The 16,111-nt window shown below is 65.7% G+C and carries 16 protein-coding genes; 7 read left to right on the forward strand and 9 right to left on the reverse strand.

Annotation, left to right across the window (positions count from 1 at the left end; genetic code table 11):
- The first annotated feature begins 5 nt into the window (after positions 1-5).
- The 5 genes from folD to PV773_RS00650 all read left to right on the forward strand — a co-directional run bounded on the left by folD (position 6) and on the right by PV773_RS00650 (position 5,918).
- Positions 6-902, forward strand: a complete 897-nt coding sequence (gene folD, locus PV773_RS00630; protein ID WP_347964471.1) for a bifunctional methylenetetrahydrofolate dehydrogenase/methenyltetrahydrofolate cyclohydrolase FolD — start codon at positions 6-8, stop codon at positions 900-902.
- Between the two features lie 64 nt (positions 903-966).
- Complete coding sequence (locus PV773_RS00635) at positions 967-1,929, forward strand: GlxA family transcriptional regulator (protein ID WP_347964472.1); 963 nt, start codon at positions 967-969, stop codon at positions 1,927-1,929.
- 75 nt (positions 1,930-2,004) lie between these two features.
- A complete protein-coding gene (locus PV773_RS00640) occupies positions 2,005-3,654 on the forward strand; it encodes a VWA domain-containing protein (protein ID WP_347964473.1) in 1,650 nt (549 codons plus the stop codon).
- 334 nt (positions 3,655-3,988) lie between these two features.
- A complete protein-coding gene (locus PV773_RS00645) occupies positions 3,989-5,518 on the forward strand; it encodes an ABC-F family ATP-binding cassette domain-containing protein (protein WP_347964474.1) in 1,530 nt (509 codons plus the stop codon).
- Positions 5,519-5,567: 49 nt separating this feature from the next.
- On the forward strand, positions 5,568-5,918 hold the full coding sequence (locus tag PV773_RS00650; protein ID WP_347964475.1) for an MliC family protein: 351 nt from the start codon (positions 5,568-5,570) through the stop codon (positions 5,916-5,918).
- A 7-nt stretch (positions 5,919-5,925) separates the two neighbouring features.
- Here PV773_RS00650 and PV773_RS00655 read toward each other — a convergent pair whose 3' ends face one another.
- From PV773_RS00655 to zwf, 5 genes are all read right to left on the reverse strand, one after another.
- On the reverse strand, positions 5,926-6,324 hold the full coding sequence (locus PV773_RS00655; RefSeq protein ID WP_347964476.1) for a type II toxin-antitoxin system VapC family toxin: 399 nt from the start codon (positions 6,322-6,324) through the stop codon (positions 5,926-5,928).
- Positions 6,321-6,572: an AbrB/MazE/SpoVT family DNA-binding domain-containing protein gene (locus tag PV773_RS00660; protein ID WP_347964477.1), complete on the reverse strand. Its 252-nt coding sequence runs from the start codon at positions 6,570-6,572 to the stop codon at positions 6,321-6,323. Before PV773_RS00660 ends, PV773_RS00655 begins: the two co-directional genes overlap by 4 nt.
- Before the next feature lie 54 nt (positions 6,573-6,626).
- Positions 6,627-8,450, reverse strand: a complete 1,824-nt coding sequence (edd, locus tag PV773_RS00665; protein ID WP_347964478.1) for a phosphogluconate dehydratase — start codon at positions 8,448-8,450, stop codon at positions 6,627-6,629.
- A gap of 153 nt (positions 8,451-8,603) precedes the next feature.
- Positions 8,604-9,299 (reverse strand): 6-phosphogluconolactonase, encoded by a 696-nt coding sequence (gene pgl / locus PV773_RS00670; RefSeq protein ID WP_347964479.1) that lies wholly within the window; start codon positions 9,297-9,299, stop codon positions 8,604-8,606.
- A 4-nt stretch (positions 9,300-9,303) separates the two neighbouring features.
- Positions 9,304-10,773 carry a glucose-6-phosphate dehydrogenase gene (zwf, locus tag PV773_RS00675; protein ID WP_347964480.1) on the reverse strand — a complete coding sequence of 490 codons (1,470 nt, stop codon included), beginning with the start codon at positions 10,771-10,773 and terminating at the stop codon, positions 9,304-9,306.
- Between the two features lie 268 nt (positions 10,774-11,041).
- Here zwf and PV773_RS00680 point away from each other — a divergent pair, with 268 nt between their 5' ends.
- Together PV773_RS00680 and PV773_RS00685 are read left to right on the forward strand one after the other, a co-directional pair.
- Positions 11,042-11,788 (forward strand): SDR family oxidoreductase, encoded by a 747-nt coding sequence (locus tag PV773_RS00680; protein WP_347964481.1) that lies wholly within the window; start codon positions 11,042-11,044, stop codon positions 11,786-11,788.
- 108 nt (positions 11,789-11,896) lie between these two features.
- Positions 11,897-13,021 (forward strand): beta-ketoacyl-ACP synthase III, encoded by a 1,125-nt coding sequence (locus PV773_RS00685; protein WP_347964482.1) that lies wholly within the window; start codon positions 11,897-11,899, stop codon positions 13,019-13,021.
- Here the strand turns inward: PV773_RS00685 and PV773_RS00690 are convergent.
- The 4 genes from PV773_RS00690 to PV773_RS00705 form a co-directional block, all read right to left on the reverse strand.
- Positions 13,008-13,715 carry an RNA polymerase sigma factor gene (locus PV773_RS00690; protein WP_347964483.1) on the reverse strand — a complete coding sequence of 236 codons (708 nt, stop codon included), beginning with the start codon at positions 13,713-13,715 and terminating at the stop codon, positions 13,008-13,010. The two genes, PV773_RS00685 and PV773_RS00690, sit on opposite strands and share 14 nt — an antisense overlap.
- Positions 13,716-13,743: 28 nt before the next feature.
- Positions 13,744-14,268 (reverse strand): plastocyanin/azurin family copper-binding protein, encoded by a 525-nt coding sequence (locus PV773_RS00695; protein ID WP_347964484.1) that lies wholly within the window; start codon positions 14,266-14,268, stop codon positions 13,744-13,746.
- The gene (locus PV773_RS00700; protein WP_347964485.1) at positions 14,265-14,675 is read right to left on the reverse strand and encodes a DUF5602 domain-containing protein; all 411 of its coding nucleotides are present in this window, start codon (positions 14,673-14,675) and stop codon (positions 14,265-14,267) included. The genes PV773_RS00695 and PV773_RS00700 overlap by 4 nt, the downstream gene beginning before the upstream one ends.
- Before the next feature lie 93 nt (positions 14,676-14,768).
- The gene (locus PV773_RS00705; RefSeq protein ID WP_347964486.1) at positions 14,769-16,055 is read right to left on the reverse strand and encodes an FAD-binding oxidoreductase; all 1,287 of its coding nucleotides are present in this window, start codon (positions 16,053-16,055) and stop codon (positions 14,769-14,771) included.
- Positions 16,056-16,111: the final 56 nt, after the last annotated feature.

Raw genomic sequence — 16,111 nt, forward strand, 5'->3', positions numbered from 1 at the left:
AGCCCATGGCAGAGATCATAGACGGCAAGAGTGTAGCGGCCGAGGTGGTCGCGGGCGTCAAGAAGTCCGTTGCCGAACTCGCTGCCAAGGGCGTCCAGCCGGGCCTCGCCGTGGTGATCGTCGGCGAGGATCCGGCCAGCCAGGTCTATGTGGCCAACAAGTCGCGCACGGCCAAGGAATGCGGCTTCCATTCGGTCCAGCATACGCTGGCCGCCGAAACCTCGGAGGCCGAGCTGGTCGCCCTGGTCGAGCGGCTCAACGCCGATCCGGCCATCCACGGCATATTGGTCCAGCTACCGCTGCCCGCCCACATCGACGCCGGCAGGATCATCCAGACGATCGCGCCGGACAAGGACGTCGACGGCTTCCATTTCATCAACGTCGGCAAGCTCGCCACCGGCGAGATCGAGACAGCACTCGTGCCCTGCACGCCCTTCGGCTCGATGCTGCTCATCGAGCGCCGCCACGGCAAGGATCTTTCCGGTCTCAGCGCCGTGGTGGTCGGCCGCTCCAACATCGTCGGCAAGCCGATGGCCAATTTGCTGCTTGCCGCCAACGCCACCGTCACCATCGCCCACAGCCGCACCAAGGACCTGCCGGCGCTCTGCCGGACGGCCGATATCCTGGTCGCCGCAGTGGGGCGGCCCGAAATCGTCAGGGGCGACTGGGTGAAGCCCGGTGCCACCGTCATCGATGTCGGCATCAACCGCGTTCCCGCGCCGGAGAAGGGCGAGGGCAGGGCGAAGCTGGTGGGCGATGTCGCCTATGCGGAAGCCGAGCGGCTGGCCGGCGCCATAACCCCGGTTCCGGGCGGTGTCGGCCCCATGACCATCGCCATGCTGATGGCTAACACGCTGGTGTCGGCATCCCGGCACGCGGGCGTGGGCCGTCAGGCCTTCTGAGCAGGGGCGGCGCTGTCCAGCCCGGCGCTGCCTTCTTTCGAAGCATCCTGTAGATTTGGCCCCCATGTCGAATGCCGATCCCGAACATCGCCAGTTCGCCTTCCTTCTGGTCGACAAGTTTTCGATGTTCTCGCTGGTCGCGGCCATCGACACCTGCCGCTCGGCCAACCGCCTGATCGGCCGCGATATCTACAGCTGGACCACGGTCTCTGCCGATGGCGAGGCCGTCATGGCCTCTAACGGCCTGCCGCTCAAGGTCGACTACAGCGTCGCCGATATACCCCCGGTCGACATCCTGTTCGTCTGCGTCGGCGTGGTCACGGAGTTCCCCGGCAAGAGCAAGGTGCTCGGCGCACTACGCTCCTGGGGGCGGCGGGGCGGCGCGCTCGGCGCGCTTTCGGTCGGCTCCCAGATCCTGGCCGAGGCCGGCCAGCTCGACGGCTATCGCTGCACCATCCACTGGGAAAACCGTGCCGGGTTCATGGAGAAATTCCCGGACATCGACTGCACCAACAACGTCTTCGAGATCGACCGCAAGCGCTACACCTGCGCCGGCGTGACGACCTCGATCGACCTGATGCTGGAGATCATCCGGCGCGACTTCGGCTCCAATCTCGCCAACGAGGTCGCCAACCAGTTCCAGCACGAGCGAATCCGCAACGCCGGCGACCGCCAGCGCGTCGGCCCCGAACGCGACCTGACCGGCAAGTCGGACAAGCTCAAGCGCATCGTCGAGCTGATGGCCGATCACCTCGACGAGCCGCTGTCGGCCGTGCAGCTCGCCAAGACGGCGGGGCTTTCGGTCCGCCAGGTCGAGCGGCTGTTCCTGCGCCATCTCAACGTCACGCCCGGCCGCTACTACATGCGGCTGAGGCTCGAGCGCGCCCGCGAACTGCTGCGCCAGACCAACATGCCGATCCTCGACGTGGCGATCGCCACCGGCTTCACCTCGCATTCCTATTTCGCCCAGAGCTACCGCCTCCAGTTCGGCCGCCCGCCAAGCGAGGAGCGGCGGACGACCTACTAGGCTGCAGGGTTGTCAGGGCCTGCGGGCTTGTTTAGCTTCCACTGAACGGAACATCTGAACCGGCGAGGGGGCAGCATGAAGACGTTCTCACGAGGAATCCTGACGGCCATGTTCATGCTGTCGGGCGCGGTAGCCGTGCATGCCGCCGAGCGCGCCATCATCGTGCTCGACGCCTCAGGATCCATGTGGGGACAGATCGACGGCAAGCCGAAGCTCGAGATCGCCCGTCAGGCGCTGCGCTCGGTGCTGAAGACGGTTCCCGCCGACACCGAACTCGGGCTCATGGCCTATGGCCACCGCGAAAAGGGCAGCTGCACCGACATCGAGCTGGTGGTGCCGCCGGCGGCCGGTTCTGCTGGTGCCATCACCGCCGCTGCCGACAGCCTGAAATTCCTGGGCAAGACGCCGCTGACGGCTGCCGTCAAGCAGGCTGCCGAGGACCTCAAATACACGGAGGACAAGGCGACCGTCATTCTCATCACCGACGGGCTCGAGACCTGCAACGCCGATGCCTGCGCACTGGGCAAGGAACTGGAGCAGGCGGGCGTCGACTTCACCGCCCATGTCGTCGGCTTCGGTCTCACGGCGGAAGAGGGCAGGCAGGTGGCGTGCCTGGCGCAGAACACCGGCGGCAAATACATCCAGGCCTCCGACGCCAATGGTCTCGAGGAGGCACTGGTCCAGACGGTGGCGGCGCCCGCGCCGGCTCCCGCTCCCCAGCCGGCGCCCGAGCCTGCCAAGCCCGAGTTCAATTTCGTGCCCGAACTGACGATGGCCGCGGGCAGCGAGCCGCTCAAGGACGCGGGCAACGCGTGGGAAATCTACAAGGCCAATGCTGACGGTTCAAAGGGCGAGCGGCTAACCACCGAATACAATAACTACAAGGGCTCGCTCGAGCCGGGCGACTACGTCATCCGCGCCACGCTTGGCGAAGCGGGCGTCGAGCAGCCGCTCGAGGTCGAGGCAGGCCAGGTCTACAAGCCGACCTTCGTTCTCGATGCCGGCACGCTGGTCATCCGTCCGCGCCCGAGCGAGGGCGGTGACATCAATGCCAGTGCAGCTGTCGTCATAGACTTCCCCGGCGCCGAGAACCCGGCGACCTATTATGGCGAGACCAAGGTGGTTCTGCCCGCCGGCGAGCAGAAGGTGAAGGTCACCATCGGACAGGGTGAGGCGAACGAGACGATCCAACTGGCGGCCGGCCAGACCGCGGAGAAGGACATCGTCGCCGGCGTTGGCCGCGTCGTCGTCAACGCGCTTTACGCCCAGGGCGGCGACAAGGTCGATGCCGGCGGCCTCGACGTGAAGATCTACAAGGCCAGGAAGAAGATAGACGGCACGCGTGAGCAGGTGACCTATGGCTACGGCCCTGACAACAAGTTCGACCTGCCTGCCGGCGACTATGTCGCGGTGGTGCGCATGGACCAGGCCGAGGTGGAACAGGCGTTCAACGCGCGCGTCGGCGAAGCGGGTGACGTGACGGCCGTGCTCGACGCCGGCGTGCTGGCGATCGACGCTCCCGGCGCCAGGCAAATCCGGGTCTATTCAGCCAAGAAGGATATCCAGGGCAATCGCAAGGACTTCGGCTACACCTACGACCAGAAGCACCAGACGACCTTGCCGACGGGCGACTATGTCGTCGAGATCGACCTCGGCGACAGCGGCAAGAAGGAGGCCAATACCGCCGTCAAGGCCGGCGAGCGCACCGAGCTCACCGTCCAGTAGGTCACCGTCCAGTAGGATTGTCTCGCCCCGCCATTGCGGCTATGAAGGCGGCGCAACTCGAAAAGGAAAGGAGGGCTGCGTGATCGAGCATTTTTATCTCCACCGCCAGCGCGGCCCCGTCCACGCCCTGCAAATGCGTTTGCAGGGCTGACCACAGACGAGACGCCAGCCTTATTGAAGCTGTTCTCTTTCCGGTCTGCCCTTTGTGGTGATGCAGCGCTGAGCCTTTTCACTCGCGCCTGCATCGTGAGATCCCCACCGGACCCGGTGTTCCCCATTGTGCATCCCGCTCTAGCGGATGCGGGCGACGGTCTGGACAGACCAGAGAACGAAAATGGCTTTGATCAATCTGCGGTCGCTCGGCGTCACCATCGGTGCGCCGCTCTTCTCCAATCTCAACCTGTCGATCGAACCGGGCGACCGCCTGGGCATCGTCGCGGCCAACGGCCGCGGCAAGTCGACCTTGCTGCGCGCCATCACCGGCAGCTTCGAGCCGACGTCAGGCGACATCACCCGTTCGCGCGGCTTGCGCGTCGGCCATGTCGAGCAGGACGTGCCGGCGAGCCTGCTGGACGCCACGTTCTACGACGCCGTTCTGCAGGCCCTGCCGGCTGAGCAGGCCGACAGCGAGAGCTGGCGCGTCGACGTGGCGCTCGGCGAACTCGACGTGCCGGAAGAACTGCGCCATCGGCCGCTGTCGAAGCTGAGCGGCGGCTGGCAACGGCTGGCGCTGCTCGCGCGTGTCTGGGTGACCGAGCCCGACATGCTGTTGCTCGACGAGCCGACCAACCATCTCGACCTCGCGCGCATCGGGCAACTGGAAGAATGGCTGAACGCCCTGCCGCGCGACGTGCCGGTGGTGATCTGCAGCCACGACCGTGCCTTCCTCGACGCGGTGACCAACAGGACGCTGTTCCTGCGGCCGGAGAACTCGCCAGCCTTCTCGCTGCCCTATTCCAGGGCGCGGGAGGCGCTAGACGAGATCGACGCCTCCGATGCGCGGCGCTTCGAGAAGGACATGAAGACGGCCCAGCAGCTGCGCCGCCAGGCGGCCAAGCTCAACAACATTGGCATCAACTCCGGCAGCGATCTTCTGGTCGTCAAGACCAAGCAGCTGAAGGAGCGGGCCGAGCGTATCGAGGAGACGGCGCGCCCCGCCCACCTGGAGCGCTCGGCGGGCTCGATCAGGCTCGCCAACCGAGGCACGCACGTCAAGGTGCTGGTGACGCTCGACGACGCGCCGGTGACGACGCCCGATGGCACGCTGCTGTTCAGGACCGGCAAGCTGTGGATCCGCCAGGGCGACCGCGTCGTCCTGCTCGGCCGCAACGGCACCGGGAAGACACGGCTGGTCAGCATGCTCCGCCGCGCCATCGCTCAGCCCGACGTTGCCGTCGACGGCATCAAGGCGACGCCGTCGCTCGTGCTGGGCTATGGCGACCAGGGCCTCTCCGACCTCCCCGACAAGGACACGCCGCTCGGCGTGCTGACGCGCCGTTTCGCCCTTGGCGAGCAGCGCGCCCGCACCTTGCTCGCCGGCGCCGGCATGAATGTCGACATGCAGTCGAACCCGATCGGCCGCCTCTCCGGCGGCCAGAAGGCGCGGCTCGGCATGCTGGTGTTGCGGCTCACCAACCCCAATTTCTACCTGCTCGACGAGCCGACCAACCACTTGGACATCGAAGGGCAGGAGACGCTGGAAGACGAGCTCCTGAAGCACGAGGCAAGCTGCCTTTTGGTGTCGCACGACCGCAGCTTCGTACGCGCCACAGGCAACCGCTTCTGGCAGATCGAGAAGCGGCGGCTGGTCGAGGTCGAGAGCCCGGAGGCCTTCTTCGCCGACGTGGCGCGAAACGGCGCATAGCCTTTGCCGGTCATGCTAACGTCCACGCAAGGATCAATCGGAGACTGCCATGCGCCTGACCTTTACCGCGATCATTCTTGCCGCCGCGACCAGCGCCGCGATGGCCTCGACCGTGACGTTCGAGCTGCCAGGCGAAGTTGCAGTCGAGCGCAACACCGTCGGCTACAAATGCGGCAACCAGGCCGTGAAGGCCGAGTACATCAACGCCGGCAGTACCTCGCTCGCGGTGCTGACGCTCGGCGACGATACGGTCGTGACCGTCAACGTGCTCAGCGGCAGCGGCGCCAAATATGCCGGCCAGCAATATGTCTGGTGGACCAAGGGCGACAACGCCGATCTCTACGACCTGTTCAAGGGTGAGGACGCGCCGGCGGTGTTTTCGTGTGAGGCGGTGAAGTAGGGCACACTCAGGCCAGCAGTTCTGCTTCGATCCCGATCTTCTTGATCAGCCTTGCCGCCTTCTTGTCGAACGTCAGGAAGGTCGATCCGCCTGACTGGGCTCCTTCGAAGGCGATGACGCCATCGGCGAAATCGCCACCGGCCAAAAGCACAGTGAGTCCTGCGTCCGCAGCTGGACGGTTGGTCTCGACGATGCTTGACGAGAGCAATTTCCGCAACGACCCCGCGACCTCTGCAGCGGGGCGCTTGTAGCTCTGCTTCAGTACCCATACGAACTCACAGAGCGTGGTCAGGGGCACGACAATGGCCTCCGCCTTTTCCAGTGCTTGCAGCGCCATGGCGGTCTGGACCTCGTTGTCCATCGTCGCAATCCGCACCAATACGTTTGTGTCGGTCGTAATCTTCACCGCTTGCCGGCCCAGCCATCGCGAATGGCCTGGTTGATCTCCTCGAGGGAGCGGGCAGGCTCGCCAGGTCGATGCAAGCTGCCGACGAAGCCTTTCAACGCGTCCTTCGGCTTGACCGCGCTGAGGCTTGCCTTGCCGTCGGGCAGAACGTCGACGGCAATCTTGTCCCCGGGTTTGACGCCCAGATGCTGAAGCACTTCCTTGCGCAGCGTGACCTGCCCCTTGGCTGTGACGGTCAGAATGGTCATGGTGGACCTCCAAACTGAAAAGTAAGGCAGAACTGCCTTACTTTCAAGCTGAGGTCACGCCGTGCCGAAGGCGCTCGCGCCGTGGTCGGCGCGGCCGACCATCTGGCGGAAGCCGGCGAACAGCTCGCGGCCGATGCCGTGCTCGTTCTCCGAGAGGTCGCAGACGGGTTTCGGACGATTGGCCAGTTCGGCCGCCGGCACCAGCACTTCCAGCGTGCCGGCTTCGGCGTCGAGCCGGACGATGTCACCGTCGTGGATGCGGCCGATGGAGCCGCCTTCGAGCGCTTCCGGCGTGACGTGGATTGCAGCCGGAACCTTGCCCGAAGCGCCAGACATGCGGCCGTCGGTGACCAGCGCCACCTTGTGGCCGCGGTCCTGCAGGATGCCGAGCACCGTGGTCAGTTTGTGCAGTTCCGGCATGCCGTTGGCCTTGGGGCCCTGGAAGCGGATGACGGCGACGAAGTCGCGGTCGAGCAGGCCGGCCTTGAAGGCGTCGTTGAGGCCCTGCTGGCTGTCGAACACCAGCGCCGGCGCCTCGATGACGCGCCGCTCGGGCTTCACCGCCGAGGTCTTGATGATGGCGTGGCCGAGATTGCCGCCCAGCACCTTGAGCCCGCCGGTCGGCTGGAACGCCTTGGCGGCTGGCGCCAGCACCTTCTCGTCGCCGCTGACCTCGGGGGCTGCCTCGCGCACCACCGAACCGTCGGCGCCGAGCTTGGCTTCGACGGCATAGGGGCGCAGGCCTTCGCCCCACACGGTCTGCACGTCCTCGTGCAGCAGGCCGGCGTCGAGCAGTTCGCGGATCAGGAAGCCCATGCCTCCGGCCGCCTGGAAGTGGTTCACGTCGGAAAGCCCGTTCGGATAGACGCGGGCGAGCAAGGGAACCACGTCCGACAGGTCGGAAATGTCCTGCCAGGTCAGGCGGATGCCGGCGGCGGCTGCCATGGCGATCAGGTGAATGGTGTGGTTGGTCGACCCGCCGGTCGCGTGCAGGCCGACCACGCCGTTGACCACCGAGCGCTCGTCGATCATGCGGCCGAGAGGCGTGTAGGCATTGCCGAGCGCTGTGATCGCGAGTGCGCGTTTTGCGGCCTCGCGCGTCAGCGCGTCGCGCAGCGGCGTGCCCGGATTGACGAAGGAGGCACCTGGCGTGTGCAGGCCCATGATCTCCATCAGCATCTGGTTGGAGTTTGCGGTGCCGTAGAAGGTGCAGGTGCCCGGGCCGTGATACGACTTGGACTCGGCCTGCAGGAGCTCGGCGCGGCCGACCTTGCCTTCGGCATAGAGCTGGCGGACCTTGGCCTTCTCGTCGTTCGGCAGGCCCGACGTCATCGGCCCGGCCGGTACGAAGACCGCAGGCAAGTGGCCGAAGGTCAGTGCCGCGATCACCAGGCCCGGCACGATCTTGTCGCAGACGCCGAGATAGACGGCGGCGTCGAACATGTTGTGGCTGAGGCCGATGGCAGCCGACATGGCGATCACGTCACGCGAGAACAGCGACAGCTCCATGCCTGGCTGCCCTTGCGTGACGCCGTCGCACATCGCCGGCACGCCGCCCGCCACCTGGGCGATGCCGCCGGCCTCGCGCGCCGCATCCTTGATCAGCTGCGGGTAGGTCTCGAACGGCTGATGCGCCGACAGCATGTCGTTGTAGGAGGTGATGATGCCGAGGTTGGCGACCTTGTCGCCGCCGAGCGCGACCTTCTCCGAGGGGCTGCAGACGGCAAAGCCGTGGGCGAGGTTGCCGCAGGAGAGCACGGCGCGGTTGGCGGTCTTTCCGGCGGCGGCGTCGACGCGGCCGAGATAGGTTTCGCGGCTGACCTTCGAGCGTTCGCGAATGCGCTCGGTGATGGCTTGGATGTCTTTCCTGGCGGTCATGGCCTGTCCTTTCAACTCGGTGCCCGAATTGGGAGGAGCTTCGGGCTGGCGCATGGACCTGATGACGGCGCAGCCGATTGCGTCGGACCATGCATGAATTCGGCGTTCATGACGTCGCACGCCTTGCCGGCATGCGGCGCGGAGAGGCGTCCGTCAGGGCGCCCAGTAGATTTCGGCGGCGCGCGGCGACCGGTCGATCACCCTACGGATCGGCAGTGCCTTCTCGGCAGCGAGTGCCGCCTCGATCACGCTGCGCTTCTCGGCGCCTTCGATATGCACGACCAGGAGCCTGGCATTGACCAGCGCCGGCAGCGTCAGCGTCAGCCGTGCCTCGCCGGCATTTTCCGAGTGTACCGGCATTACAAGACGGCTCGATGCCGGGTCGAGCAAGGCGTCCAGATCCTTGGCGTCCGGGAAGAACGAGGCCGTATGGCCGTCGCCGCCCATGCCGAGGATCGCCGCGTCGAGCGGCCAGGGCAGGGGGCGGAGGTCGGCGTCGGCAATGTCCGCGCCCTGTTCGACCGACGAAGCCTCATGGAACAGCGGTGCGAAGTTGGCGGCAGCCGCCTCGTTCTGCAGCAGGCTGGACTTGGCGAGCGCCGCGTTGGAACGCGGCGAGCTCTCCGGCACGAAGCGCTCGTCGACCAGCGTCACGATGACCTTGCTCCAGTCGAGGGTCTCTTTGGACAGCGCGGCGAAGAAGCGGCCTGGCGTCGTGCCTCCCGATACGGCGAGGAACGCCGCGCCCCGGTTGGCGATGGCTGCCTTCAGCGTCTCGGCGATCCTGGCGGCAAGGCCTGCCGCCAGCTCGTCGCGTGTCTCGAACTCGTTCCAGCGAGGAGCTGCCATGGCGTCAGTTGCTCTCGTGCCAGGTACGGCCGTCGCGCTCGATCAGCGCGATCGATGCCGACGGGCCCCAGGTGCCGGCGGTGTAGCCCTGCGCTTCCTGGCGGCTCGCCTCCCAGGCGTGCTGGATCGGGTCGATCCACTTCCATGCGGCCTCGACCTCGTCGCGGCGCATGAACAGCGTCTGGTTTCCGCGCACCACGTCCATGATCAGGCGTTCGTAAGCGTCCGGCGCGCGACCGTCGAAGGACTGGGCGAAGCTCATGTCGAGCGGGATCTGGCGCAGGCGCATGCCGCCCGGACCCGGGTCCTTGATCATGATGTACTGCTTGACGCCTTCGTCGGGCTGCAGGCGGATGACCAGCTGGTTGTTGAAGATCGGCCCGGCGCTCTCGCCGAAGATCGAGTGTGGGATCGGCTTGAACTCGATGACGATCTCGGAGACGCGTGACGCGAGCCGCTTGCCGGTGCGCAAGTAGAACGGCACGCCCGCCCAGCGCCAGTTGGCGATCTCGGCCTTGATGGCGACGAAGGTCTCGGTGGTGCTCTCGGCGCCGAGTTCCTCGACGTAGCCCTTGACCGGGCCGCCGGCGGAGGCGCCGGCGCGATACTGGCCGCGCACCGTGTGCTTGGGCGCCTCGTTGCCATTGACGCGCTTCAGCGCGTTCAGCACCTTGAGCTTCTCGTCGCGCACCGCATTGGCTTCCATCGAGGCCGGCGCCTCCATGGCGACGAGGCAGAGCAGCTGCAACATGTGGTTCTGCACCATGTCGCGCAGCGCGCCCGCCTTGTCGTAATAGGTGACGCGGTCCTCGAGGCCGACGGTCTCGGCCACGGTGATCTGCACATGGTCGATGTGAGCCGAGTTCCACAGCGGCTCGTAGAGCGCATTGGCGAAGCGCAGCGCCATCAGATTCTGCACCGTCTCCTTGCCGAGATAGTGGTCGATGCGGAAGATCTGGTGTTCGCCGAAGTCGTCGCCGATGGTGTCGTTCAGCGCCCTGGCCGATTCGAGATCGCGGCCGATCGGCTTCTCGACGACGATGCGCGAATCCGGAGTGATCAGCTTCTGCTGCTTGAGATTGTCCGAGATGTCGCCGAACAGGATCGGCGAAACTGCGAGATAGAAGACCCGGATGCGCTTGCTGTCGGACAGCGACGTCTTGAGGTCCTCGAAGCCTTCCCCCGACTTGGCATCCACGGTGACGTAGCTCAGGCGATCGAGGAAGGTCTTGAGTTCCTTCTCCTCGATATATTCCGGCTTGACGTGATCGGAGATCGCCTTCCTGGCGAAGGCGCGGAATTCCTTGTCGTCCATCTTGGTGCGCGAGGCGCCGATGATGCGCGTCGGCTCCGAGAACTGGTGGTCGCGCTGCCGGTGGTAGAGAGCAGGCAAAAGCTTGCGTTCCGACAAATCGCCGGTGCCCCCGAAAATGATGAAGTCGAAGGGTTCGACGGGGATGATCTGGCTGGTCATGGGCTTTCCGATTTCCTGACGGTCGTCGCGTCGCCGACTGATATAATCTAATCGATTTAAAAGCGCCAGCCCCAAGCCAGCGCCATGGTGTCACAGTTTCGTTTCCGCTCGGCGTTTGCGCGGCCGAGCATAAGCCCTCGCCACTGCAAAATCCAAAGCCGGAAGCTCTGGCCCGATCCTTTGGCCGCTGCTGCGCGGCGGCAGGCATTGCCGCCCGCATCATCGGCGGCTAGACCGGAGGCGAATGAAAAGATGGGATCGAAGGACCATGCGTCTCAAGGGCAAGGTTGCAATCATTACCGGCGCTGCGGCCGGCTTCGGCGAGGGCATGGCCAAGCGTTTTGCCGAGGAGGGGGCCAGGATCGTCGTGGCCGACCTCAACACCAAGGAGGCCGAGCGCGTCGCCGGCGAAATCGGCAAGAACGCCATTGCCGTCACAACGGACGTGTCGCTGAAGTCGGAATTCGACGAACTGGTCTATGCCGCCATGGGCGCCTTCGGCCGCATCGACATCATGGTCAACAACGCTGGCTACACCCATCGCAACGGCGACATGCTGGACGTCGAGGAGGACGTCTTCGACCTCATCACCGCAGTCAACATGAAGGCGATCTACCATGCGGCGCGCGCGGTGGTGCCGATCATGGAGCGACAGGGCGGCGGCGCGATCCTCACCACGGCCTCGACCGCAGGCCTCAGGCCGCGCCCGGGGCTGACCTGGTACAACGCCTCCAAGGGGTGGGCGATCACGGCCACCAAGTCCATGGCGATCGAGCTTGCGCCGAAGAACATCCGCGTCAACTGCCTTTGCCCGGTCGCAGGAGAAACCGGCATGCTGGAAAAATTCATGGGCAAGGACACGCCCGCGATCCGCGAGAAGTTCCGCTCGTCGATCCCGCTCGGACGCTTCTCGACGCCGCTCGATATCGCCAATGCCGCCCTCTACCTCGTTTCGGACGAAGCATCGCTGGTCACCGGCGTGGCGCTGGAAGTCGACGGCGGCCGCTGCATCTGAGGCGAAGTTCCGCACCGTAACCGCCAGATCGGGCCGAAATGGCGGCCTCCGCGCTTGACCACGGAGGCGCAGACCCTATTCCAATGGCCAAAACCAATGGGAAACGCCATGCACAGGGTTGCGATCAGCGGTACCGGCGTCTTCACGCCGCAGGAGATCATCACCAACGCCGAATTGGTGGCCTCCTACAACGAGTATGCGCACCGCCAGAACGGTCTGCACGCCGACGCCATCGAGGCCGGCGAGCGCGAGCCGATGGCGATGTCGTCGGAGGAGTTCATCGTCAAGGCTTCCGGAATCGAGCGCCGCCACGTCATCTCCAAGTTCGGCATCCTCGATCCCGGCATCATGCACCCGGTGCTGCCCGAGCGTGCCGAGGACGAGCTGTCGCTGATGGCCGAAATCTCGGTCAAGGCGGCCGACGAGGCCATGAAGAAGGCCGGCCTCACCGCCCAAGACATCGACGCCGTCATCTGCGCCGCCTCCAACCATGAGCGCGCCTATCCGGCCATCGCCATCGAGGTCCAGCAGGCGCTCGGCATCAAGGGTTTCGCCTTCGACATGAACGTCGCCTGTTCGTCGGCGACCTTCGGCATCCAGCTCGCCACTGACATGATCCGCGCCGGCTCGGCCCGGGCTATCCTGATGGTCAATCCGGAGATCACCTCGGGCCACCAGGAGTGGCGCGACCGCGACTGCCACTTCATCTTCGGCGACGTCTGCACCGCCGTCGTGCTCCAGCGCGCCGACGAGGTGAAGTCGGACAATGCCTACGAGGTGCTGGCCACCCGCTGCCTCACCGAGTTCTCCAACAACATCCGCAACAACGACGGCTTCCTGCGCCGCACCCGCGAGGGCCGCATGGCCGACCGCCGCGACATGCAGTTCCACCAGGAGGGCCGCAAGGTCTTCAAGCAGGTGGTGCCGATGGTGGCCGAACTGATGCTCACCCATCTCGCCGAGCAGCGCATCGAGCCCCAAAACCTGTCGCGGCTCTGGCTGCACCAGGCCAACAAGGGCATGAACGACCTGATCGGTTCCAGGGTGCTCGGCCGCGAGCCGACCCGCACCGAGCAGCCCAACGTGCTGCAGGACTACGCCAACACCTCGTCGGCCGGCTCGATCATCGCGTTTTCCAGGTTCTCCGACGACCTGCCTTCGGGCAGCCTCGGCGTCATCTGCTCCTTCGGCGCCGGCTATTCCGCCGGCAGCGTGATCGTCAGGAAGTTGTAGCCCCTCGCAGCCTGTCGACGACACGGTCGGCCATGGTCTCGCAGCGCTTGCCGTCGAACGGGAACACTTCGGCAAAGCCGGCCGACAGCCGCCTCTCGATGGCCGAGCGCATCAGCCGGCGTGCCCTGAACAGGCGCGTCTTGACGGTTTCGGGCCTGATCGAGAGCTGGGTGGCCGTCTCTTCGACGCTCATGTCCTCGACGTCGCGCAGGATGAAGACGATGCGGAACATCTGCGGCAACTCGTCGATCGCCTGTTCGAGCAACTCCCTTGCCTGGCTGCGTCCTGCCTCGGTATCCGCGCCCGGCGGTATGAGCGATGTCGGAAACATGATCACACGGCCTCCATCCGCCGTGGCTGCGCTGTCGAGTTCTTCGATGCCCGCCATGGGGCGTCGCCGGCGGACGCGGGTCAGCGCCTCGTTGAGCGCGATGCGCGTCAGCCAGGTCGAAAACGCGGCATCTCCCTTGAAACCGTCGAGCCGGGTGAAGGCCCTGACGTAGGTCTCCTGCACCACGTCCTCGGCTTCGGCGTCGTTGCGCAGGACAGAGCGGGCGACCCGGAAGAGCCTCTGGTTGTTGCGTTTGATGAGCGCGCGGATCGCGTTCTCGCCGCCGTGGCGCGCGAGCGCCACCAGTTCCTCGTCGAGAAGGCCGTCGAGGTCGACGCCTTGCCGCAAGACTGCCAGTTGCATTTTTCGCCTCCATTTCCGGCCGCCGCCGCTAAGCGCGACGGACGATGCCCTTGGCGATGATCTCCGCGACCGGCGGAAATCCGTTCGATGCGACCTCCGGCAGCGGCGTCAGCGACGGATCCGCAGCGACCGGCGGCTGAGCTTGCGGCGCCCCCACAACGATGCGTCCGACCATGCCGGCCTGTTCGTGCGGTACGCAGTAGTAATCATATACTCCTGGCACCGTCAGGGTCACCGAGAAGCTTTCCCCCGGCAGCAGATAGTCCGAGTCCCATGGCGCGGCACCTGCCGGGATGCGCAGCGGCCGGTCGAAAATCCTGGGATGATACGACGTCACCGTGTGCGAATTGGCCGGATCTCGATTGGTCCAGCGCAAGGTCTGGCCCGGCTCGATGCGGATGCCGATTGGGTCGAACCAGACATGCGCCCCATCGTCCTTGCCGCGAATCTCGAGGTCGACGACATTGCCGGCAGCGGCAGCCGGCCTCGCCAGAAGCGCGGCGAGGAAAAATCCCCCGCCGGCTTCGATGATGGTTCTGCGCGTGACGATCATTTCGCCACCCGTGCCTCGTCGGCTTTCGCCACATGCCACAGCACGACGTGGACATGCGGCTCCTCTACCCCGGGGTGGCCGGCATTGTAGTACACGCTTACGTGGTCGACGTTGCCGCCGGGCGAGGCCAGGTCGTCGAAGCGCTTGTCCGGATTGAAGTCCTTGACCGGCAGCATGTAGATGGTGCTGACCAGCTTGCCGTCATGGTCGTAGGCGAGGAAGGGGCCGGCCGGCAGGGTCGCCGGATCGACGAACAGCTGTCCCATGCCGGGCAGGAAGTCGGGCAGCTTGACCAGGCTGCTCACCGCCTTGAAGGCGCCCGGGGGCGGTGCCTTGCTCACGTCCTCGGCCAATGCCGGCAGCGAACCGACGAGCAATACGGCGAGTGCAGCGGAAACCATTTTCATCGGGCATCTCCTTGTGTCGCGTGCCCCGCGTCGTGCGGCGGCTTCGAACCATTGGATGCTGCCTGTCGAAAAAGGTTCCCGGCGCTGGCCGGCTTAGATGCGATCCCTCAGGGCGAACCAGTTGAGCGCCAGGAACAGGAGCGGCGCGCGCAAGCGGCGTCCGCCGGGGAACGGCGGGATCTTCAGGTCCTCGATCAGCTTCAGCCGGTCGCGGTTGCCCGACACGGTCTCCGCATAGAGCTTGCCGAAGAAGTTGGACAGCATCACCCCGTGGCCTGAGTAGCCGCCGACGGAGATGACATTGGGCATCACCTCGCGCACGAAGGGCTTGCGCGGCACCGTGATGCCGACATAGCCGCCCCAGCCATGGGTGATCTCGACGTCCTTCAGCTCCGGGTAGATCTCGGTGATCTGCTTGCGGATGTGGATATGGATGTCCTTGGGATCGTTGACCGCATAGATCTCGCGGCCGCCGAACAGGAGCCTGCCGTCCTTCGACTTGCGGAAATAGCGCACCACGAAGCGGGAATCGTCGACCGACTCGCCGCCGGGGATGACCTTGCTGTCGGCGCCCAGCGGCACGGTCGCGCCGATGAACGAGCCGATCGGCATGATGTGCGAGGCGCTGATCGGCTCCAGCTTGCCGCCATAGGCGTTGGTCGCGATCAGGCACTTCTGGGCCGTGATCGTGCCGCGCGGCGTGGTCACCCGGACCTTGCCGCCTTGCGGGGCGATGCCGGTGGCCGGCGTCATCTCGAAGATCTGTGCGCCTGACGCCGCCGCCACGCGCGCGGTGCCGATCACCAGCTTGAGCGGATGGATGTGGCCGGTGCCGCTGTCGCGCGTGCCGCCGTAATAATGCGTCGAGCCCAGCCGTTCGGCCGTCTCCTTGGCATCCATGAACCTGACGTGCGGATAATCGAACCGGCTCGCCATGATGTCGGCGTGCGCCTTGTAGTCGTCGACATAGCGCGGCTTGTGCGCCACCGACATCTGGCCCGGCATGTAGTCGATGTCGATGCCGTTGGCGGCCGAGAAGTCGAGCAGATGCGCCTTGGCTTCCTCGGCGAGGTCGAACAGCGCCTTCGCTCGGGTGAAGCCGTATTCGCTTTCGAGTTCCTCGGCCCAGGCGCGCTGGCCGGTGCCCATCTGGCCGCCGTTGCGGCCCGAGGCGCCGTCGCCGAAGCGATGCGCCTCGATCAGCACGACATTGGTGCCGGCCTTGGCGAGATGCACGGCCGCCGACAGCCCGGTGAAGCCGCCGCCGACGATGACGACGTCGGCCTGCCGGTCGCCGTCGAGGGCGGGGTATTCGGGCCGCGGTCCGGCGGTATCTTCGTACCAGGACAACCCGGGGGAAATGGGGGATTGGTAGGGCATGATGCGGAGAGGGGTCCGGGATTTCAGGCAGTAGGAATAGTGAGTAGTGAGCAGTG

Origin of the sequence: Mesorhizobium sp. CC13 (assembly GCF_039907765.1) — a bacterium.
Lineage (GTDB): Bacteria > Pseudomonadota > Alphaproteobacteria > Rhizobiales > Rhizobiaceae > Aminobacter.